Origin of the sequence: Bradyrhizobium sp. HKCCYLS2038 (genome assembly GCF_051167655.1) — a bacterium.
Lineage (GTDB): Bacteria > Pseudomonadota > Alphaproteobacteria > Rhizobiales > Xanthobacteraceae > Bradyrhizobium.
Genome location: NZ_JBNPTM010000005.1, coordinates 413,120 through 432,659 on the forward strand (window position 1 = coordinate 413,120; position 19,540 = coordinate 432,659).

Annotated in this window: 16 protein-coding genes; 6 read left to right on the plus strand and 10 right to left on the minus strand. The window is 65.5% G+C overall.

Annotated elements, in window-relative coordinates; genetic code table 11:
• Complete coding sequence (locus tag ACQR1I_RS23750) at window positions 1-1,317, minus strand: CmpA/NrtA family ABC transporter substrate-binding protein (protein WP_434868192.1); 1,317 nt, start codon at window positions 1,315-1,317, stop codon at window positions 1-3.
• Between the two features lie 559 nt (window positions 1,318-1,876).
• Here ACQR1I_RS23750 and ACQR1I_RS23755 point away from each other — a divergent pair.
• Both ACQR1I_RS23755 and ACQR1I_RS23760 read left to right on the plus strand, forming a co-directional pair.
• Window positions 1,877-3,151, plus strand: coding sequence for a serine hydrolase domain-containing protein (locus ACQR1I_RS23755; RefSeq protein ID WP_434868191.1), 1,275 nt, complete (start codon window positions 1,877-1,879; stop codon window positions 3,149-3,151).
• 237 nt (window positions 3,152-3,388) lie between these two features.
• Complete coding sequence (locus ACQR1I_RS23760) at window positions 3,389-4,906, plus strand: sensor histidine kinase (protein WP_434868190.1); 1,518 nt, start codon at window positions 3,389-3,391, stop codon at window positions 4,904-4,906.
• A gap of 19 nt (window positions 4,907-4,925) precedes the next feature.
• Here ACQR1I_RS23760 and ACQR1I_RS23765 read toward each other — a convergent pair whose 3' ends face one another.
• Both ACQR1I_RS23765 and ACQR1I_RS23770 read right to left on the minus strand, forming a co-directional pair.
• Entirely contained in the window at window positions 4,926-5,660 is a 735-nt protein-coding gene (locus tag ACQR1I_RS23765) for a cytochrome c biogenesis CcdA family protein (RefSeq protein WP_434868189.1), read from the minus strand.
• A 294-nt stretch (window positions 5,661-5,954) separates the two neighbouring features.
• A complete protein-coding gene (locus ACQR1I_RS23770) occupies window positions 5,955-6,200 on the minus strand; it encodes a hypothetical protein (protein ID WP_434868448.1) in 246 nt (81 codons plus the stop codon).
• 561 nt (window positions 6,201-6,761) lie between these two features.
• Between ACQR1I_RS23770 and ACQR1I_RS23775 the strand changes: the two genes are divergently transcribed.
• The 3 genes from ACQR1I_RS23775 to ACQR1I_RS23785 all read left to right on the plus strand — a co-directional run bounded on the left by ACQR1I_RS23775 (window position 6,762) and on the right by ACQR1I_RS23785 (window position 9,645).
• On the plus strand, window positions 6,762-7,994 hold the full coding sequence (locus tag ACQR1I_RS23775; protein WP_434868188.1) for a LysR family transcriptional regulator: 1,233 nt from the start codon (window positions 6,762-6,764) through the stop codon (window positions 7,992-7,994).
• 7 nt (window positions 7,995-8,001) lie between these two features.
• Complete coding sequence (locus ACQR1I_RS23780; protein WP_012042961.1) at window positions 8,002-8,397, plus strand: helix-turn-helix domain-containing protein; 396 nt, start codon at window positions 8,002-8,004, stop codon at window positions 8,395-8,397.
• Between the two features lie 429 nt (window positions 8,398-8,826).
• Window positions 8,827-9,645: an enoyl-CoA hydratase gene (locus ACQR1I_RS23785; protein ID WP_434868187.1), complete on the plus strand. Its 819-nt coding sequence runs from the start codon at window positions 8,827-8,829 to the stop codon at window positions 9,643-9,645.
• A 91-nt stretch (window positions 9,646-9,736) separates the two neighbouring features.
• Here ACQR1I_RS23785 and ACQR1I_RS23790 read toward each other — a convergent pair whose 3' ends face one another.
• From ACQR1I_RS23790 to ACQR1I_RS23815, 6 genes are all read right to left on the minus strand, one after another.
• Window positions 9,737-10,405 (minus strand): NrsF family protein, encoded by a 669-nt coding sequence (locus tag ACQR1I_RS23790; protein WP_434868186.1) that lies wholly within the window; start codon window positions 10,403-10,405, stop codon window positions 9,737-9,739.
• Window positions 10,402-11,034, minus strand: a complete 633-nt coding sequence (locus tag ACQR1I_RS23795) for a sigma-70 family RNA polymerase sigma factor (RefSeq protein WP_434868185.1) — start codon at window positions 11,032-11,034, stop codon at window positions 10,402-10,404. Before ACQR1I_RS23795 ends, ACQR1I_RS23790 begins: the two co-directional genes overlap by 4 nt.
• Window positions 11,035-11,448: 414 nt before the next feature.
• On the minus strand, window positions 11,449-11,778 hold the full coding sequence (locus tag ACQR1I_RS23800; RefSeq protein ID WP_434868184.1) for a hypothetical protein: 330 nt from the start codon (window positions 11,776-11,778) through the stop codon (window positions 11,449-11,451).
• Window positions 11,779-11,901: 123 nt separating this feature from the next.
• Complete coding sequence (locus ACQR1I_RS23805; protein ID WP_434868183.1) at window positions 11,902-12,981, minus strand: isocitrate/isopropylmalate dehydrogenase family protein; 1,080 nt, start codon at window positions 12,979-12,981, stop codon at window positions 11,902-11,904.
• Between the two features lie 136 nt (window positions 12,982-13,117).
• Complete coding sequence (locus ACQR1I_RS23810) at window positions 13,118-14,185, minus strand: alcohol dehydrogenase (RefSeq protein ID WP_434868182.1); 1,068 nt, start codon at window positions 14,183-14,185, stop codon at window positions 13,118-13,120.
• A 211-nt stretch (window positions 14,186-14,396) separates the two neighbouring features.
• The gene (locus tag ACQR1I_RS23815) at window positions 14,397-15,473 is read right to left on the minus strand and encodes a CaiB/BaiF CoA transferase family protein (protein WP_434868447.1); all 1,077 of its coding nucleotides are present in this window, start codon (window positions 15,471-15,473) and stop codon (window positions 14,397-14,399) included.
• Between the two features lie 351 nt (window positions 15,474-15,824).
• Between ACQR1I_RS23815 and glgA the strand changes: the two genes are divergently transcribed.
• Window positions 15,825-17,240 (plus strand): glycogen synthase GlgA, encoded by a 1,416-nt coding sequence (glgA, locus tag ACQR1I_RS23820; RefSeq protein WP_434868181.1) that lies wholly within the window; start codon window positions 15,825-15,827, stop codon window positions 17,238-17,240.
• A gap of 63 nt (window positions 17,241-17,303) precedes the next feature.
• On the opposite strand, the gene ACQR1I_RS23825 is transcribed toward glgA, so the two are convergent.
• Entirely contained in the window at window positions 17,304-19,427 is a 2,124-nt protein-coding gene (locus ACQR1I_RS23825) for a methyl-accepting chemotaxis protein (protein ID WP_434868180.1), read from the minus strand.
• Window positions 19,428-19,540 lie beyond the last annotated feature (113 nt).

Consider the following 19,540-nt stretch of genomic DNA (forward strand, 5'->3'; position numbering starts at 1 on the left):
TCAGGCGTCGACGCGCTTGATCGACAGCGACTTCAGGTAGGCGGCGGGATCTTCCGGATCGAACACCTTGCCGTCGAAGAAGGTCTCCTTGCCGCGCGACTTCGAAGTCGGAATCTCGGCGGCAGCGACGTTCATCTCCTTGGCGGCCTCGCGCCAGATGTCCTCGCGGTTGACCTTGGCGATCAGCGACTTGGCATCGAAGCCGGCCTCGTACTTGCCCCAGCGGATGTCCTCCGTGATGAACCAGAGGTCATGGCTCTGGAACGGATAGGAGGCGAAGTCGCGCCAGTACTTCATGATGTGCGGCGAGTTCTCGACCACCTTGCCGGTGCCGTAGTCGAACTTGCCGGCGGTGCGCCCGGCGACGTCCTCGACCGGGCAGTTCATCCACTGTCGCTTGGCCATGATGGTCGCAAGCTCCTGCTTGTTCTCCATCTTGTCGCACCACTGCTGGGCTTCCATGACCGCCATGGTCAGCGCCTTCGCAGCCTTGGGATATTTGTCGACGAAGGCGGCGCGCATCGCAAAAGACTTCTCAGGATGCTTGTTCCAGATCTCGCCGGTGGTAACGGCGGTGTAGCCGATGCCCTGGTTGACGAGCTGCGCGTTCCACGGCTCGCCGACACAGAAGCAGTCCATGGTGCCGACCTTCATGTTGGCCACCATCTGCGGCGGCGGCACCACGATGGTCTCGATGTCCTTGTCGGGGTCGATGCCGCCAGCGGCGAGCCAGTAGCGGATCCAGAGATCGTGGGTGCCGCCGGGGAAGGTCATCGCCGCCTTCACGGACTTGCCGGAGGCCTTCTTCTTCTCCAGCGCCGCCTTGAACGGCGCGGTGTCGAGGCTGAGCTTGAGATCGGCATATTCCTTGGCGACCGAGATGCACTGCGCATCGAGGTTGAGCCGCGCCAGGATGTACATCGGCGTCGGCTGGTTGTTCTGCGTCACCTTGCCGGACGAGATCAGATACGGCATCGGCGTCAGGATGTGTGCGCCGTCGATACCGTTGCCTTCGGAGCCGAGCACGAGATTGTCGCGCGTCGTGCCCCACGAGGCCTGCTTCTGCACGTCGACATCCGGCATGCCGTATTTGGCGAAGATGCCCTTGTCCTTGGCGACGAACAGCGGGCCGGCATCGCTGAGCGCGATGAAGCCGAGCTTCGCCGCGGTGACTTCCGGCCCTGCTCCCTGAGCAAAAGCTCCGCCGGGAAAGCCGAGCTTCGCGGCCGCGAGCAGCGCAGCGGTGCCGGCACCGGCCTTGAGAAGCTGGCGGCGGCTGAGGCCGCCACGGCGAGCAGGATTGGTCGTCTTCGTCATGAGTGCTGTCGTCCCTTGTGTGAAAAGCGCTCGATCGGTTGAAATCCCCCTCCTGCCAGTCGCTGGCTCAGCCCGGCGCATAGGTGCGTGTTCCGAGGGCAGCCTCGGAGGGGCAGCGTCAGATATCGGATGGGGTTTGCGCAGACGGCATCGATGGCGTCGGAACCATCTATTCAAGCTTTGTGCCAAGGATCGATGGAGGGAGAAGCTTTGGCCAATCAAAGGCCTAAGCGAAACAGCCGGAAGCTTCGGACGCGTGCAACCGCACCTAAAATTTGCGATTCGCCCACTTCCTGTGCGTTGCACAAAAAGTGGGCGAACCTGCCCGAAGCTGGCGGCGGCTTCCAAGAACCGGGCTTTTATAAGCATGGTCCGGCAAGGCCGGACTGGCCCGCAGCATGTGAATAGCCCTTCGCTGAGGTGCTGTTTCGCGCACGGCTGCCGCCATTGGAAGGGCTGGCGATTTCGGCTATCACCCCTCCACCCTGAGATGCGCCCCTTCGATAATGCCACGCGCATCGGGACAACAAGACCAAGACAAAGACCGCGGAGACGCCTGATGCTCGCCCCGACACCCGCCTCGCCCGAAACCGTCGGCATGTCGAAAGCCGCGCTCGAGCGCATCGATGCGCATTTGAAGCAGCGCTACGTGGATGCCGGCCGCTTTCCAGGCACCCAGCTCATGGTCTACCGCCGCGGCAAGATCGTGCATGCGAGCTCGCTCGGCTACGCCGACGTCGAGCGCAAGGTACCGGTCAGGGACGACACGATCTACCGCATCTATTCGATGACCAAGCCGATCACCTCGGTCGCCTTCATGATGCTGGTCGAGGAAGGCAAGGTCGCGCTCGACGAACCAGTCGCCAAATACATTCCGGAGTGGAAGAACCTCGGCGTGTTCGTCGCAGGCACGGCGCCGGCCTTCCTCAGCCGGCCGCCGACGCGGCCGATGCTGATCATCGACCTGCTGCGCCACACCTCCGGCCTCACCTACGGTTTCCAGCAGCGCTCCAACGTCGATGCCGCCTATCGGGACGCCAAGATCGGCGCTGTGGAGAAGGCCGGCACGCTGCAATCGATGATCGACGATCTGGCGAAGATTCCGCTGGAGTTCTCACCCGGCGAGGCCTGGAACTACTCGGTCTCCACCGACGTCGTCGGCTATCTCGTCGGCAAGATCGCGGACAAGCCGTTCGAGCAGTTTCTGAAGGAGCGCATCTTCGATCCGCTCGGGATGGCCGACACCGACTTCCACGTCCCCGCAGCGAAGGCGCACCGGTTCGCCGCGTGCTACTCGGCCGATCCTGCAGGTAGTCTGTCGTTTCATGCGGCCGACCGCAAGGGCGGCCTGACCCTGCAGGATGATCCGGCCACCAGCACCTTCCTCACCCCGCCCGACTTCATCTCCGGCGGCGGCGGCCTGTGCGCCACGACATCAGACTATCTCACCTTCTGCCGCGCCCTGATCAATGGCGGCGAGCTCGGCGGTGTCCGGCTGCTCGGGCCGAAGACGTTGAAGCTGATGACGTCGAACCATCTGCCCGGCGGCGTCGACCTGCCGGCGCTGTCGCGCTCGATGTTTGCCGAAGCCGCCTACAACGGCATCGGCTTCGGCCTCGGCTTCTCGGTGACGATGGATCCGGCGAAGACGCTGATCGCCGGCAGCGCCGGCGAATATGCCTGGGGCGGCGCGGCCTCGACCGCGTTCTGGATCGATCCGGCGGAAGAGCTGATCACGATCTTCATGACCCAGGTGCTGCCGTCGAGCGCCTATCCGATCCGGCGCGAGCTGCGCACCATGGTCTATGCCGCGATCACCGAGAGCAATCTGTAGCAGCGGGAGTGTGGCGCTGAATCCGCTGCCGGAACCGGGAGATCACCGCGCAGCGAGCTTGGCGCGCCGCCGCCGCGCTCCTATGTTGACGACGATGTGAACGGCTGCAACCGCAGAGCCATTGCGAACGCAGCCGCTCCAGCCTGATATCCAATCGCGGCCTGCCGATCGCACCGAGCCCACGTCTCTTTTTCTCGTCCCACCGACGATCCGAATCGCGTCCTCAACGGGGCCTCCTTGCCAAAGCTCTCCCTGCCGGTCCGGCTTGCTCTTCTGGTCGCGGGGACCACGCTTCCGCTCATCCTGTTTGCCGGCGGCATCGTCTTCCACGACTACATGCAGGACCGCAGCGACGCCCGGCAGCGCGTGCTGGAGACGGTGCGCAGCATCCGCCTGACGCTCGATGCCGAAATGCAGCGCATGACCGGCGGCGTCCAGGTGCTGGCGCTCACCGATGCCCTGACCAACGGAGACTTCGATCGCTTCCGGCCGATCGCCATGGGCTTCCTGGAGCAGTACGGCCGGGACGGCACGATCGTGGTCGCCGATCGCAGCGGCCGCCAGTTCTTCTCCTCGGCAAGCACGGACACGGCGCACCTGCCGCTGCGCAGCAACCGCGAGATCACCGAGCGGGTGTTCGAGACGAAGCAGCCGCAATATTCCGACCTGTTCTACGGCGTCGTGAAGAAGAAGCTGATCGTCACCGTCGAGGTGCCGGTGTTTCGCAACGGAGAGGTCATCTACGACATCTCGTTCAGCCCGCCGCTCGAGATGTTTCAGACCCTTTTGGAGAAGCAGCGGCCGAGCGCGGACTGGACCCTGTCGCTGCTCGACCGCAAGGCGACCGTGTTCGCGCGTGTGCCCAACCTTGCCGAGACGTTCGGGAAGCAGGCGTCGAGCTCGGTCTATGATCGCATGATCAGCGAGCATGAGGCCACGCTGTCGAGCCTCTCGCTGGAAGGCCGGCCGCTGCTGTCGAGCTTCACCCATTCGACCCTGACCGGCTGGATCATCGGCGCCGGCATCAGCGAGGCCTCGCTGGTCGCCCCGCTGTGGCGCAACCTCGCGATCACCAGCCTGATCGGCGGCATCATGCTGGCGATTGGCCTTGCCTTCGCGGTGCGGATGGCGACGACGATCGCACGCGCCGAGATGCTGCATGATCTGCTGATCGAGGAGCTCAATCACCGCGTCAAGAACACGCTGGCGATCCTGCAGGCGATCGCGGTGCAGACCTTCCGCAGCGCCAGCCGTTTCGAGCGCGACAAGTTCGAGGGCCGGCTCGGCGCGCTCGCCGAGGCGCACAATCTCCTCAGCAAGGAGAAATGGCAGGGTTCCGAGCTCGATGACGTGATCGGGCGCGTGCTCAAGCCGTATCGGCTGAACAATCCCGAACGAATCCGCATCACGGGCCCCAAGGTGGCGCTGTCGCCGCGGCTCGCCGTGGTGCTGTCGATGATTGTGCACGAGATTGCGACCAATGCCGCCAAATACGGCGCGCTGTCCAACGACAACGGAGCGGTCGACCTGTCGTGGGAGCTCCTGAGCGAGGCCGACGCAGCGAAGAAGCTGCCGGCACGGCTGCGGCTGGTGTGGCGGGAGACCGGCGGCCCGATCGTCTCGGCGCCGATCCAGCGTGGCTTCGGCTCCCGCCTGATCGAGCGCAGCGCGCGCGATCAGCTCGGCGGCGAAGCCACCGTCGACTTCCTGCCGCCGGGCGTTATCTACACCATCACCTTCACGCTCGCCGACTGACCGGGCGCAACAGGGCGCGTCAGCCGAATTTCTGCAAGGCGGGGAAGGTCTCGAGCAGCCAGATGCTGAAGGTGGACACGGCGCCGGTCAGGAAGCCGATGCCGGTGACGACCATCAGCACGCCCATGGCGCGCTCGACATTCACCAGGTGGCCGCGCATCCGCATGAACAGCGCCGAGAACTGCTCGATCATAAAGGCAGCGACCAGGAACGGAATGCCGAGGCCGGCGGAATAGATGGCGAGCAGCCAGGCTCCCTCGGCCACCGAGGCCTTGGCCGCAGCGATCGAAAGGATCGCAGCGAGGATCGGCCCGATGCACGGCGTCCAGCCGAACGCAAAGGCCAGCCCCATGACATAGGCGCCCCACAGGCTGACCGGCTTCGGGATCGGCAGGCGGCCCTCGCGCATCAGGATGCCGATCCGGGTCAGACCGAGGAAGTGCAGGCCCATGATGATGATGATGATGCCGGCCAAAATGGACAGCTCGGCCGACCAGGCGCGGAGCTGCTGGCCGATCTCGGAGGCGCTCGCGCCCAGCATCACGAACACCGTGGAGAAGCCGAGCACGAACAGCGCTGCGGACAGCATCACCGCGCGGCGGGACACGGCCGGCGCCTCTTCGCTCTCGATGTGCTCGATCGTCGCGCCGGTCAGATAGACGAGATAGGGAGGGACCAGCGGCAGCACGCAGGGCGACAGGAAGCTGACCAGGCCGGCGATGAACGCGGCCGGAATCGATACGTTCTGGATCATGCTATTCCCGCTCGTGGCGCCGCGCCGATCGAGGCGCCGCAGCATGACGCTTCATGCCGCCGATATCCGGAATACGCAACAGAGGCGCCGAAGTTACGGCCGGGAACCGAAGGGCTGCAGCCGAGCCTTTCAGGAGACGCCGAGACGTCACCACCGCCCACACCGGCCTTTTTGGCCCGGTCGCCGTCTTACACGAGGGGTTTGGAAGCGCGAGCGACGTCGCTCGCTCGGACATGTCAGCTGATCAAAATCGCGTTGAGGCTAAATGCACCTTTGTGCGCATAGCGAATTGTGCTATTTGACGACTCGGAGCAGCGGCGGGCGTCGCTGTCCGGGCTGCAGCTTCGGATCACGCAGCTTATCGGGGTTATCAGCTTGCACCATTTCGTCGCACAGCGATTTGAGGTCGTCTTCGCTGAGACTGTTGAGCTTCATGCGAAGGTCGAGGATCGCAACCGAGACCATATGCGCCGATTCGCGATTCCCCGCCGCAACGAGGGCCGCGCGGCATTGCTCCAGAGTTGCCAGCACCGCAAGCATTTGTTCGTCTGAATTGGCCACAGGCGTCGTTCCGTTCTAGCTTCTGACGAAATGGAGCCGAGACAGTCCCGCCCCGCGGATGGCTTCCAGATGCATCATCTCGTTCCTCATAGCGCATGCCCCCATGCGCACCCGACACGCGCGTCGAACATTCCTTCCGCCCATCATCGCGGTCGGCACGCCGACTGTCACCCCATCACCGCACAACCATCTATCGAACACGGCATTTGAAGAGTCGGCGCTACCAAGCGTTCATACAGATAGCATGACCGCCGGCCATCTTCGAATACCATTTCATTGCAGTCGAGGCAAAAACCGTCGATGCTGCGTTCGACTCGCGCGCAGCGTGTCCACGTGCTACTCGGCGTGTTCTGCCGAACCTCTGCAACCAGCGTCCCCTGCTGCAGAGCACACGTGTCGAACGTCAATGTCTCGACCAATCCACTGTTCTCGACCAATCCACTGTTTTCGACCGACCGACTGTTCTCACTCTACCCATGGCAACGTATCGGAGACTTCCGTAGTTCATCGGGACCACTCTAGCAGCCGGAGAGAGCTTGTATGCGCGTTGCGGCGGAACGGGGCGTTCCTCAGAAGGAACGCCAAGAGGTAGCCGGGTCACGTACGGCGGACGTTCCGGCGCAGTCCGGTGATCCGTCTATTGCTCCGAATGCACCCAATGGTGATCAGACGGCCGATGCAGGTGCGGTCACCGCACCGCAGTCACAGCCGGCAAAACCAGTCGGCCGAGCGGCACCGGGCCGAGCTGCGCCGGCGAAGGCTGCCGCCGGCAAACCGACTCTGGCGAGCCTGACGGATTGGGATGCCGCGCGAATCTTTCTCGAGGTCGTGCGTGCCGGCAGCTTCCGCTCCGCTGCCGAGCGTCTGACGCTCTCGATCAACGCCGTGCGCCGGCGTATCGATGATTTCGAGCGCCAGATCGGCGCGACGCTGTTCACCCGCGACGTGCACGGTGCCCGTCTGACCGACGAAGGCGCGTTGGTGGTCTCGGCGGTCGAGCGCATGGAAGCCGCCTCGTTCGAGCTGTTGCGTTCGGGCGATGGACTAGCTGGCGCTGCCTCAGGCGAGGTTCGCGTCGCCGTGACGGAAGGGCTCGGCACGTTCTGGCTCGCTCCCCGCCTGGTCGAGTTTCAGCAGAGCTTCCCGAACGTGAATGTCGACCTGTATTGCGCGATGCGCTCGGCCGACGTGTCGCGGCACGAGGCCGATGTGGCCATCCATCTGTCGCGACCGGCCGCGCTCGACGTCAAGCTGGTCCGGCTGGGCCGCATGCACCTGATGTGCTTCGCGAGCGAAAGATATTTGGAGGTGTACGGCATACCAAAGACGATTGACGATCTCGTCAAACATCGCTTGGTTCTGCAGGTCGCCGACGAGGCCGCCGCCAATGAAGCGTTCGCCAGCATCTTCCCCGGTCATGATCAGCGAGACCTGATCGCCATGACCACCAACGTGTCGAGCGCCAATTATTGGGCCGTCGCCCATGGCGCCGGTATCGGGGTATTCCCAACCTATGCGAGTGCGCTGGGCGGGAAGATCGTACCGCTTGAGGTCGACCTCAAGTGGTCCTACGATATCTGGCTATCTTACCATGCCACCACCGGACGCATCCCTAGGGTGCGCCACATGATCGACTGGCTGGTGGAGGCTTTTAACCCTGGCAAATACCCGTGGTTTAAAGACGAATTCATTCATCCACAGCAACTTAAAACAGTATATATGGGTGAACCCCTGACCCATCTATTCGGGGGATTTCCGATGGAAGGACGGTAAAATCAGTATGAATAAATCAGCGGCAAAGAAGATGAAGCAGCGCAGTGCCGGCAAGCCCGACATTGAGCTTGGCAAGCGGATTCGCTTGCGGCGTGTGGAGCAGAAGATCTCGCAGGCAGAGCTCGGCGAAAAGCTCGGTGTGAGCTTCCAGCAGGTGCAGAAGTACGAGAAGGGTGTCAATCGCGTCGGCGCTGCGCGCCTGCAGCAGATCGCGACCGCGCTCGACGTGCCCGTCACGTTCTTCTACGACGGCGACAACAAGGCTCGTGAAGTCGAGAGCCTGCTGTTCCTGGACTCTGCTTTCAGCCTGCGGTTGCTGCGCGCCTATAGCAAGATCAAGGACCAGACGGTGCAACGTCAGCTTGTTGCCCTGATGGAATCGATTGCAGCAAACGAAGAGTAAGGCACGGCCGTCTGATCGGTTCAGACGAGTCTCCTGATGGACGTGGGCCATCATCGCTCGAGGGCGCAACTTGGGGGCGCCAGGCGGCCAGCCAGCTCGGGCGGGGTTCACGGTCTAGCAGTGCCCGACCTCGCTTTGTCACGTCGGTGGATCGACGCGGCCAGCGTCGGGTCCAACCTCCGCCCCGCGGAAACCGCGCGGCTGCCAATGGTGTTTTCTCTGCCGTCATAGGAAGTGGCGGCATGAAGATGTATGCGCGCCGGTGGCGGAGCCACGGCCCTCACGTCACCGCCTGATCCCATCCCAGAACTGCGATTCGGTTATGCCAGCCGACAGGCGCGTGGCGCCCGGTCATGCGGGATCGTCCGTTGACGCCGCAGCTGCCCCCGTGAACGATGCGGCCACCAGCCCTCCTGCTCCGGGACGACCATGCCGGCCGCTGACCCGTCTCTCGCCTTCGCCGACGGCAAGATTCTGCTGACCCACCCGGGCGGCGGCGTCGGCCTCGTGACCTTCAACAATCCGGACAAGCGCAACGCGATGTCGCTGGAGATGTGGGACGGCCTCGGCCAGGCGCTCGTCGCCCTGCGGGACGACGCCGAGATCCGGGTGGTCGTGCTGACCGGCGCCGGCGACAAGGCGTTCGTGTCCGGCGCTGATATCAGCCAGTTCGAGCAGAGCCGCCACAACGCGGCGGCATCCGAGGCCTACGCGCAGCGCAGCGCCGCCCAGCGGGCGCTGCTGGCGGATTACCCCAAGCCGACCATCGCCTGCATCCGCGGCTTCTGCCTCGGCGGCGGCCTGCAGATCGCGATGCTGACCGACATGCGCTTCGCCGCGCCCGACTGCCGGTTCGGCATCCCCGCGGCCAAGCTCGGGATCGCCTACGGCTATGACGGGCTGCGCAACCTGGTGTCGCTGGTCGGGCCGTCGCAGGCGCGGCTGCTGCTGTACACGGGGATGCGGATCGACTCCGCGGAGGCGCTGCGCATTGGCCTCGTAGACCGGATCATGAGCCAGGACGAGCTGCTGCCGGCCACGCTCGAGATCGCCCGAACCATCGCCGGCAACGCGCCGCTCGCGGTGCAGGCCGCCAAGATCACCATCGCCGAGGTGCTGAAGGACGAAAGCCGCCGCGACATGGCGGCCATCAAGCAGATCGGCGACGCCTGCATGGACTCCGAAGACTTCCGCGAGGGCCGCCGCGCCTTCATGGAGAAGCGCAAGCCGGCGTTCAAGGGACGCTGACCTCTGGTCTCGCGCCCCGCAGTCGCGTCGATCGTCCTCATGAGAGAGCCCAGACACTGGCGGGCGCATCAGGCGCGGGGCCTCGTCTGGACTAGCTCCTGATATCGGCGCGGGGCGCGATCCACTCGAACATGCGGCGGCCGAACAGGCCCCCGGTGCTGACGAACACGGCAGCCGTTCCAAAGTTGAACATGATGATCATCAGGGTCGCGTCGCCCGCGTGAAGGAGCGACAGGGCCGTCGCGGTAATGGCCGCGACCGACAGGCTGCCCATGAGCGTGACCGCCATGGGGCGTAGCGGCGCCACGTACCGCAGCATCACGAGCATGGCGAGAGAGAGCGGCAGGCTCGTCAGCACCAGGGTCGCAAGACAACGGGTCGCCTCGCCGAGACTGACCCCGTCCGGCCCGATCGATATCCATTGCGAGAGGCACTGGTAGCCGACGTTCGAGAGCCAGATCGCGATGGCCGGCGCAGGCAGCAGCAGCCACCACCGCGAGCGGTCCGGCAGGCTGACGAGAAATGCCGCGGCGGACGCCAGTACGCCGGTGCAGGCCGCCCCGGCCAAACCGGCGGCGAACACGGGGTCAAGCAGCCGTTGCATGAGGTCCGAACGGACCCCCTGACTGACCGCCATGAGCGCCACGACCGTTGCCGCGAGGAGCAACCAGCAGGCCGCCCGCAGCAATGGAGGTCGCAGGCGTCGCACCGGCTTCATGTTCGCAGCCAGCGAGTCGATGAGATCGGGTGTCGCGATCATGGCTCCCTCCGATCGCCCAGGACCTTGCGTAGATTCTTCACGGCGCGATGCACGTTGACCTTGAGCGCGGTGATCGACATTCCGCTCGCCTGCGAAGCCTCCTTCAACGACATCTCGCTGAGCTTGAGAAGGTGGACCGCCTTGCGTTGCATCGGTGGGAGCTCATTGATCGCCTTCTTCAATTCGTGCCTGTCCGGCCCGCCATCCGGCTTCGATTGGGGGCCGGAGACGGTGTCATGCTCGGGCGCCAGCGGCAGCTCGCGGCGGCGTTGACGCCCTTGCCGGCGCAGCCGATCGATGAACCGCCGCTTCGCGATGGTCACGAGCCACGGGCCGAACGGCCTGGTTGGATCGAATGTGTGCCGGATGGCGTGGACGGTCAGCAGGACATCCTGCACCGCGTCCTCGATATCGCTCGGGTCACGGTGCCGCCGCGCCGCCAATGATCGCAGGTACGGCGTGATTTCCTGAAGCAGGCGCTGATAGGCAGCTCTATCGCCGTCCTGGGCGTGGGCCATCAGGATCGCCCAGTCGGCATCGCGGATAGTGGGGCCGGATATGATCCGCGGAGCGTCACGATCGCCGCCGACGAGCCTGAGTTGCGGAGCGCGGCCGCCTGGTTCGGTCATCGACGGCGTCCGGCGGAGATGTCCGGGGCGGTCGCGCGCCAGACCGGAATCGCAATCTCGCCCAAGCGCGCCGCAAATCCAGGGATCAGCAAGGCCGACAACACGATCTCCGCTGGCTTCGAGGTGACCTTGCCGACAGCTCGGCGGCAAGCGAGCGGGCGATTTGGCCCGCTCCTTGAGATGTTCGCCGGAGCGCGGAAAAGGTTACACGGGCGATCTCGCCCCGCCGCCGTCCAGCCGGACGTCAAGGCTTGCGCCCCACCCAGATCATGTCCTTGCCGGAGCCCAAGGTCGGTTTCCGGCGTCACCGTTCGTGCTAGGGATTGGGGCAGGTTACGTGGCTCGACGCAGTGTCGGCATTCGAATACGCCACGATCGATGGGAGCGAGGAAGATCGCCGCAAAACCGGTGCCTTCAGGCGATCTCCTCGACCGACAAGACCGGAGATGATTGGGGAACGGCGGGCCGGAACGCGGTGAAGAAAAACAGCGGATTTGGCAGCCAGTACAGCCAGCCGATCGACGATTCACGCGTCCCGTCCGGAAGACGCAGGTCGAGCCAGACGTACAAGAACTTGTCGACGCAAAGCCCGGGACGCCAGTTCGGTTTCAGCCGCGCCGTCTTCAGGTACCGCCGCGCGATGTAGTAGTTGCCTTCGAACGGCGTGATGCCGAACAGAGCGATCGGGCCCTCCGCGATGACCTCGCCGCTGGCCCTATGCGTGATCCGGACGTGTCGCGACATGCTCCGGCCTCCATGCAGGACGTGCCGATCCGTTCGCGGCTTCGTGCAGAAGGTTACCTGGTTCTCGCTGGAGAAAGCGGCGACGCGAACCGGCCCGATCCAACACGTCGAACGCTCGGGATTCTAGAGCGCCTCCAGCACCGCCTTGGTCACGTCGATCGTGCCGGCGCGGCCGCCGAACTCGAAGGGCTTGAGGCCGGACGCGTAGACCTGGTCGACCGCCTGCTCGATCCGCTGTGCGGCCTCGGCGGCGCCCTCGATGCCGTGGGTGTCCGCCAGCCAGTCCAGCATCATCGCGGCCGACAGGATCATCGCGGTCGGGTTGGCCTTGCCCTGCCCCATGATGTCGGGCGCGGTGCCGTGGCAGGGTTGGAAGACGGCATGGCGATCGCCGATGTCGGCCGACGGCGCCATGCCCATGCCGCCGACGAGACCCGCGGCGAGATCGGACAGGATGTCACCGAACATGTTCTCGGTGACCAGCACGTCGAAGTCCCATGGACGCTTCACCAGCATCAGCGCGCAGGCATCGATATAGAGCCGGTCCGTCTGCACATCTGGATGAAGCTGAGCGACCTCGTCGAAAATCTTGCGGAAGTAGGCGAAGGCCTTGAACACGTTGGCCTTGTCGACGCAGCCTAAAGTGCCTGGACGGCCGCGTGCCTTGCGCCGTTCGGCGAGCTTGAAGGAGAAGTTGAAGAGCCGCTCGGAGGTCTTGCGGGTGATGACGAGCGTCTCGCGTGCCTCCTCATGTGTCACCACACCCTTGCCCATCGAGGCGAACAGGCCTTCGGTCGACTCGCGGATGACGACGAAATCGATGCCACGCTCGGCCGCGCCGACGATCGGACTCGGCACGCCCGGGATCAGCCGCGCCGGCCGCACCCCCGCATAGAGATCGAAATGGAAGCGCAGCTCGATCTGCGGCGCGATTTCGGTGTTGTCGGGATATCGCACCGACGGCAGGCCGCAGGCGCCGAGCAGGATCGCATCGGCCTGCTCGCACAGCCGGATCGTGGAGTCGGCGATGGAAACGCCGGTGGCGAGATAGTTGTTGGCGCCGGCCTGCGCTTCCGTGAAGCGGAACGACAGCCCCGCCTTGGCCTCGACCTTGCGCAGCACTTCGAGCGCCGGCGCCATGACCTCCGGCCCGATGCCGTCGCCGGGAAGGACTGCGATGTGGAGTGCGTTGGTGGAGGGCATGGGGCGGAGCTTTCGAGGACGAGATCAATGAGCCGTCATGCCCGGGCTTGACCCGGGGCATCCACGGTTTTCTACGCCGCAGCGCCATAGACGTGGATGGCCGGGTCAAGCCCGGCCATGACGAGAGGACAGAAACCTACGGCGTCAGCACCGCACGGCCAACCAGCTGGCCCTTCTGCAGCTCGCGCAGGGCGTCGTTGGCCTTGGCGAGCGGCATCGGCGTCACCGGGATCGGGGCGATGTTCTTGGTGCGGACGAGGTCGAGCAGCTCCTTGGTCTCGCGGAGATTGCCGACATAGCTGCCCTGGATCGTGACCGCCTTGATCGGAATGAGCGGCAGCGCCCATGGCGCGCCGCCGCCGAACAGGCCGACGATGACGAGCTTGCCGCCCTTGGTCAGACAATCAAAGCCGAGCTGCGCCGTGGCGGGATTGCCGACCAGGTCGATCACCGCGCGGATCGGCTGTCCGGCCGCCTTGTTCAACTGCTCGAGCGCATCCGGCGCCTTGCCGTCGATTACGGCGAGTGCGCCGGCCGCCAGGGCAGCCTCGCGCTTGCGCGCATCGATGTCGACCACGATGGCGCCCTTGCCGCCCATCGCCTTGAGGATCGACAGCGCCATCAGCCCGAGGCCGCCGGCGCCGAAGATCACGATCGGAGTGTCGAAATCCTTCTCGACCTTCTTGAGCGCGCTGTAGGTCGTGACGCCGGAGCAGGCGTAAGGCGCCGTCGTCACCGGATCGAGGCCCTTGAGGTCGATCAGGTGGCGCGGATGCGGCACGGTCATGTGGTCGGCATAGCCGCCGTCGCAATAGACGCCGAGCGAGGCCGGCTTCAGGCACATGTTCTCGTCGCCGGCGAGGCACGTCGCGCATTGGCCGCAGCCGATCCAGGGATAGACCAGCGCGACGTCGCCGACCTTCAAGCCCCCCTTCTCCGCCTCGGTCACCTCGGGCCCGAACGCCACGATCTCGCCGGCGCTCTCGTGGCCCATGGTCCGCGGCAACGACACGCCGCGATCCTTCAACGAAAGTGGCTTGCGGCCATGGCCGAGATCATAACCGCCTTCCCAGATGTGCAGATCGCTGTGGCAGACGCCGGCGGCCTTGACCTTGATCAGCACCTGCTTGCCGAACGGCTGCGGCGTCGGCTCGTCGATCTCGGCCAGCGGCGCGTTGAAATCGGTGACCTTGAAGCTCTTCATGTCTCACTCCCGTGGTCCGGTTGGCGGACGGCACATGACGGGCGAGCGGGTGACGGCTGCGCGCGGCAACGGTCCCTCGAAACATCCTCCCGGCACGGGCGCGTCCGGCTGGTCCGGACTGTTCTTGCGGGCGCGACATTGGCCGGAAACGTGCGGAGCGGCAAGGCCACGCGCGTCGCTGGCCGTCATGGCTGCCCTGCAGCCATTTGCCTCAGCGATCTCTGCGTTCGCCGGGCCCGCCGGCGCCGACCTCCTGCAGAATCTCCGACGTATGCTCTCCCAGACTCGCGGCGCGCGCGCCCGCCGCGACCTTCGCGGCCGACATCCGGAACGGCAGGTTGACCACCTTGAACGTACCCGCAGCGTCAGTGACCTCGGCCAACGCGTCGCGGTGAGCGAGCTGCGGATCGGCAAGCGCATCGGCGACGCTGCGATAGGCCGAACTGGGCACCCCGCCTGCGCTCAACGCCGCGACACATTCGGCGGTCGTCAGGCGGGTCGACCATGCCTCGACGCCATCCATCAGCTCCCCCCAGTGACGGCGCCGGTCGGCATAGCGCGCGAAGCGCGGGTCCTCGACCCAGTCTGGGCGGCCGATCACGCCCATCAGGTTCTGGAACGTCTTCTCGCTGGCGATCGCGATCATCACGTAGCCGTCGCTTGTTTCAGCCGGACCGAACGGCGGCCGCTGCGGCGGCTCGATCGTGAACTGCGCCCCCTGGATCTCGGTCAGGGTCAGGCTCAGCATTGATTCCAGCATCGAGCAGTCGATGTGCTGGCCCAGGCCGGTGCGCTCGCGCTGATAAAGCGCGGAGGCGATGGCGCCGAACGCATAGGTGCCGGTCACCACGTCGGCATGATAGATGCCGCAATAGTCTGGCCGGCTGCGGCCCGGCTGGTAGGCGAGATGGGCCATTTCATAGCCCGACGCGGCGTGGATCACCGGCGCATAGGCCGGCAGTTCCGCCGACGGCCCGGTCTGGCCGTAGCCTGAAATCGAGCAATAGATCAGCCGCGGGTTCAAGGCGCGTAGCGAGGCATCGTCGAGCCCGAGCCTGGTCATCACCCCCGGCCGGAAATTCTCGACCAGGATATCGGCCGTCGAGACCAGCCGGCGCACCGCCTCGACGCCATCAGCCGACTTCAGATCGAGCACGACGCTCTTCTTGCCGACGTTGAGCTGACCGAAGGCCGTCGAGCAGCCGCCGCGGACCGGCGGCCGGATGCGCATGGTTTCACCTTCGGCTGACTCGATCTTGATCACCTCCGCCCCCATATCTGCAAGCATGCGGGCACAGTGCGGGCCGGCGATGGTGGTCGAGAAGTCGAGGACGCGGAGCCCCGCGAAGCATCCTGTCAAACGGCTCTCATCGTTTCCAACTAGACTCACCCTTGCAGCTCCCTGGTTTGGACTCTTCTCGCTCCGCAGCCGCCACCTCACAGGGCCGGACGGGCCGCATCATCAGCTGATTCACGAAGCGTAAGCCATCAGCGACGGTGCCCGTCGCTTGTAGATCGAACCATTCGATGTCGAAAGCGTTTGGCCTTTCGCCGCGGTGCGGCAAACGCTTTCCGTTGATGGCTGAACTTGGACCTTTTCTTGCATAGGACGATCATGGGGCTTGATCGAGGACATCTCTTGAGGGTTCTGTTCGTTACGACCGAAATGGACGATTTCGTCCGGGTGGGCGGACTGGCCGCCGTTTCCGCCGCGCTTCCGCGGGCCTTGCGCTCCCATACCGACGTCAGGATCATGCTGCCCGGCTACCGGGACGTGATCGAGCAGCTCACGCACATCGAAATCGTCGGCCACTGCGATCCGCTGGCGGAGATGCCAGGCTGCGCGCTCGGGAGGTCGTCGACCCGCGACGGACTGCCGGTCTACGTCCTGCTCTGCGACGAGCTCTATGATCGCGCAGGCAATCCCTATGGCGACGAGAACGGCAACGACTGGCCGGACAACGACATCCGCTTCGGCCGCCTCGCGGCGGCGGCGGCCGAGCTGGCGGCGGGCACGCTGGACAAGACCTGGGCAGCCGACCTCGTCCACGCCAACGACTGGCAGGCGGCGCTGGTGCCCGCCTATCTGGCGTGGCGCGGGGTTGCGGTTCCGTCGATCCTCACCATCCACAACCTCGCTTACCAGGGCCTGTTCCCGCGCGAGTCGCTGCGCCGGATCGGCGCGCCGGAATCCTCCTTCCATATCGACGGGCTGGAGTTCTACGACAAGCTGTCGTTCCTGAAGGGCGGCCTGGTCTACGCCTCGCACCTGACCACGGTCAGCTCGACCTACGCCCAGGAGATCACGACCTCCGAGCTCGGCTGCGGCCTCGAAGGCCTGCTCCGTCAGCGCTCCAACGCGCATGAGCTGACTGGCATCCTCAACGGCATCGACGAGAGCTGGGACCCGCGCTACTGCCAGAAGCTGGCGCAACCCTTCGCCGCCGGCGACTGGGACGGCAAGAAGGCCAATGCCGACTACGTGCGCAAGCAGTTCGGGCTTGCGGTCTCGCGCGGCCCGATGTTCGGGATCGTCGCGCGCCTGGTGCATCAGAAGGGCATCGACCTCGTGCTCGAAGCCGCCGACGAGATCGTCGGGGCCGGCGGCCAGATCGTGGTCACCGGAACCGGCGAGCCCGCGATCGAGCGCGCCTTGATGGAGGCGCACCGCCGCCGTCCCGACGCGATCGGAGTTGCGATCGGCTTCAACGACGCGCAGGCCCGGCGCATCTTCGCCGGCAGCGACTTCACTTTGATGCCGTCGCGCTTCGAGCCGTGCGGCCTCAGCCAGATGTACGCCCAGCGCTTCGGCTCGCTGCCGATCGGCCATCAGACCGGTGGCCTCGCCGAGACCATTACCGACGGCGAGACCGGGTTTCTGTTCGAGAAGCCCTCGGCCGAGTCCTTCCTCGGCGGCGTCAAACGCGCATTCTCGGCTTTCACCAGTACGGAAACATTGAACGCGATGCGCCGGTCGGCGATGGCCCGCTCCTTCAGCTGGAACCTGTCGGCGGCCTGCTACAACGCGCTGTATCGGAAGATGCTGACATCATAGCCCGTAAGAAAAAAGCCCGGACACTGTCCGGGCTTTTTCAATTGAACTACGCAGTTGGTCAGGTCAGGCCGCGCGCACGGCTTCGAGGAAGTTGCCGACCTCGCGCTTGAGCCGGTTGGAATCGCCGGACAGCGACTTGGCCGATGACAACACCTCGGACGAGGCGGAGCCAGTTTCGGTTGCACCGCGCTGCACATCGGTGATGTTGGCGGAGACCTGCTGGGTCCCGTGGGCGGCCTGCTGCACGTTGCGGGAGATTTCCTGCGTTGCGGCGCCCTGCTCTTCGACGGCGGCGGCAATCGCGGAGGCGATCTCGGCGAGACGCTCGATCGTCGTACTGATCGCCTGGATCGAATTGACCGACTCCTGGGTCGCGGCCTGCACGCCGGAGATCTGCTGAGAGATTTCGTCGGTCGCCTTCGCCGTCTGCTCGGCCAATGCCTTCACCTCGGTCGCGACCACGGCGAAGCCGCGGCCCGCATCACCGGCGCGCGCCGCCTCGATGGTGGCGTTGAGCGCCAGCAGGTTGGTCTGACCGGCAATGCTGTTGATGAGCTCGACCACGTCGCCGATGCGGGAAGCCGCCTGCGACAGCTCGGCAACCCGGCCGTTGGTCTGGCGCACCTGCTGCACGGCGTCGCTGGCCATGCGGGCGGAGGCCTGCACCTGGCGGCTGATCTCGTTGACCGAGGAGGAGAGCTCCTCCGTGGCGGACGCAACCGACTGGACGTTGGCTGAGGCTTCCTCGGAAGCGGCCGCCACGACCGTGCTGAGCTCCTGCGAGCGGTTCGCGGTGCCGGTCAGCGTATCGGCGGAGTTTTCGAGGCCTGACGCGGCCGACGACACGGTGTTGACGATGTCGGCGATGGTGGCCTCGAAGTTGCGCGTCAACGTATCGAGCCGGCGGGCGCGGTCGATCTGCGCCTGCGCGTCGCGCTGCGCTGCCTCGTCGGAGTCCTTCTTGGCGATCAGCGCATCCTTGAAGATCTTGAGCGCGCGCGCCATGGCGCCGATCTCGTCCTTGCGGGCCTCGTTCGGAATGTCCGCGCCCAGCTCGCCATTGGCGAGGCGCAGCGTGACGCCGGTCAGTCCGACCAGGGGGCCGATGACGCCGCGCACGACCCCGATGACGACGGCCACCGAGACGATGGCGACCATCAGCAGTACACCGAGCGCGATGGAGAGGCGCAACCGCGCCGCGCCAATCGCCTGATCGATCGCCTGATGCGACGATTTCAACGCCGCATCGCGCAGCACGATGACGTTGTTGAGCATCGGCGTGGTCCAGCGGCCCCATTCCTCCGCCGTGATCGGCGACGGCTGGGCATCCCGCGCCGCCGTCACGATCTGCCGATAGCGGCGTTCACCCTCGCCCATCAAGGTCGTGCGCACATGCTCCAGCGCGGCCGAGACCTCCGGCGTGTTGCGTACGCTGCGCGCGGCGAGTTCGATCTGCTGCCAGAGCAGCGTGACCTGGCCGCTCTGCTCCGTCACCTCCGCAAGGCGCGCCGGCGTCCAGCCCACGTTCTGAATGAAGAAGCGCAGCACGGCCGAGCGCGCGCCGTTGATCGTACGCATCGACTGCGACAGCTGCGCCAGCTGGCCGGACGGCAGCAGGTTTTCGACGTCGCCGCCGACCCGCGACAGCTCGATGGCCGTCTCGTCGATGGCGGAGTTCAGCGACTCCGCGGCGCGGCCGAGACCGTCGGTCGTCGTCGCCTGGATGTTCGCCGGGCGCTGCGCGGCCGGAAGCGGCGCGGCGCTGCGCGCGGCGGATCGGACACCGCGCAGCGTCTGCTCGGCGGCGTTGAGACTCGCGGTCGACAGGCCGGCGAGCTGGGCCACGGTCTTGGCCTGCGCCAGCGTCTCGTCCGTTGTCGCAATCGCCTTGTCCAGCTTGGCGACGTCGTCGGCCGATGCGGTCGCTGCAGCACCCAGAAGATTCCACTGGCTACGCTCGAGCGGGATCTGCGCGTTGACCTTCAGCGCCAGCTCGAAGGCATCGAGCACGCGGGCCGCCTGCTCGCGCTTATGCAAATCGCCCCAGCTCGCCCATGCGAGCACGACGGCGAATGCCATGGCGAAGAAGCCGGTCAGCAGATTGCCGGCCAGGATCTTCCATTTGAGACTGACCGCTCCGGTCTTCTTCTCGACCGTCCCGTGGTGCAGCATCGCGTGCTCTGACATTGGCAGATCCCAATCAAAGGCGTTTGCCCGGCCGGTGACAGCAGCCGATGGCCGACGGCGCAGCAGCGCAATAGGCCCTTCCGGCGAGGTCTCCGCAATCCGGATCGCGGCAA

Excerpts from the sequence above, each read along its gene's own strand:
- ACQR1I_RS23795 (WP_434868185.1), bottom strand. The coding sequence starts at position 11,034 with ATGACCGAACCAGGCGGCCGCGCTCCGCAACTCAGGCTCGTCGGCGGC.
- ACQR1I_RS23775 (WP_434868188.1), top strand. The coding sequence starts at position 6,762 with ATGCGCGTTGCGGCGGAACGGGGCGTTCCTCAGAAGGAACGCCAAGAG.
- ACQR1I_RS23785 (WP_434868187.1), top strand. The coding sequence starts at position 8,827 with ATGCCGGCCGCTGACCCGTCTCTCGCCTTCGCCGACGGCAAGATTCTG.
- ACQR1I_RS23755 (WP_434868191.1), top strand. The coding sequence starts at position 1,877 with ATGCTCGCCCCGACACCCGCCTCGCCCGAAACCGTCGGCATGTCGAAA.
- ACQR1I_RS23750 (WP_434868192.1), bottom strand. The coding sequence starts at position 1,317 with ATGACGAAGACGACCAATCCTGCTCGCCGTGGCGGCCTCAGCCGCCGC.
- ACQR1I_RS23790 (WP_434868186.1), bottom strand. The coding sequence starts at position 10,405 with ATGATCGCGACACCCGATCTCATCGACTCGCTGGCTGCGAACATGAAG.
- ACQR1I_RS23765 (WP_434868189.1), bottom strand. The coding sequence starts at position 5,660 with ATGATCCAGAACGTATCGATTCCGGCCGCGTTCATCGCCGGCCTGGTC.
- ACQR1I_RS23810 (WP_434868182.1), bottom strand. The coding sequence starts at position 14,185 with ATGAAGAGCTTCAAGGTCACCGATTTCAACGCGCCGCTGGCCGAGATC.
- ACQR1I_RS23780 (WP_012042961.1), top strand. The coding sequence starts at position 8,002 with ATGAATAAATCAGCGGCAAAGAAGATGAAGCAGCGCAGTGCCGGCAAG.
- ACQR1I_RS23800 (WP_434868184.1), bottom strand. The coding sequence starts at position 11,778 with ATGTCGCGACACGTCCGGATCACGCATAGGGCCAGCGGCGAGGTCATC.
- ACQR1I_RS23770 (WP_434868448.1), bottom strand. The coding sequence starts at position 6,200 with ATGCTTGCGGTGCTGGCAACTCTGGAGCAATGCCGCGCGGCCCTCGTT.
- ACQR1I_RS23825 (WP_434868180.1), bottom strand. The coding sequence starts at position 19,427 with ATGTCAGAGCACGCGATGCTGCACCACGGGACGGTCGAGAAGAAGACC.
- ACQR1I_RS23805 (WP_434868183.1), bottom strand. The coding sequence starts at position 12,981 with ATGCCCTCCACCAACGCACTCCACATCGCAGTCCTTCCCGGCGACGGC.
- ACQR1I_RS23815 (WP_434868447.1), bottom strand. The coding sequence starts at position 15,473 with ATGCTTGCAGATATGGGGGCGGAGGTGATCAAGATCGAGTCAGCCGAA.